Source organism: Micromonospora sp. PRAS1 (assembly GCF_059553435.1).
On sequence record NZ_JCANNB010000115.1, the window covers coordinates 1 to 613 of the forward strand.

Below are 613 nucleotides of genomic sequence, written 5' to 3' on the forward strand. Positions count from 1 at the left end.
GGCCGGCCCGAACGGATCCGGCACAAACCGATCCGCCGTCAAACCGGCAGCATTCAGATAACCCCGACCAACACCGACCCCCGCCACACACAACTCACCAGGCACCCCCACCGGCACCAACTCCAACCGGTCGTCGAGCACCCGCAGGGTGAGGTTCGGGAAGGGGCGGCCCAGCGGCACCCGTGCGACGCCGGCCAGCTCGTCGGCGGTGCAGCGCCAGCTGGTGACGTCGACGGTGGTCTCCGCCGGCCCGTACGTGTTGTGCAGCTCGCAGCCGGGCAGCGCGGCCAGGAAGGCCCGCGCCAGGTCCACCGGCAGTTCCTCGCCACCGACCGCGACCGATCGCAGCGAGACGCAGCCGGTGATGTCCTCGGCGAGCAGGGCGGCCAACATGCTGGGCACCAGCTCGATAGCGGTGACCGACTCGGCGATGATCAGGTCACGCAGGTACGCGGGGTCACGGTGCCCGCCGGGCCGGGCGATGACGAGCCGCGCTCCGGTGGAGAGGCCCGCGTAGATCTCGGCCGGTGAAACGTCGAAGCCGATCTCGGTCTTCTGGAGGATCACGCCGTCACGGCCGAGACGGTTGACGGTGGGTGCGACGTGAGCGGTC

The 613-nt window shown here is 70.5% G+C and carries 1 protein-coding gene; it reads right to left on the reverse strand.

Annotated elements, in window-relative coordinates; genetic code table 11:
- Positions 1–613: AMP-binding protein (locus AC507J_RS32330; RefSeq protein ID WP_496294364.1), on the reverse strand; the 613-nt coding region annotated here is incomplete at both ends.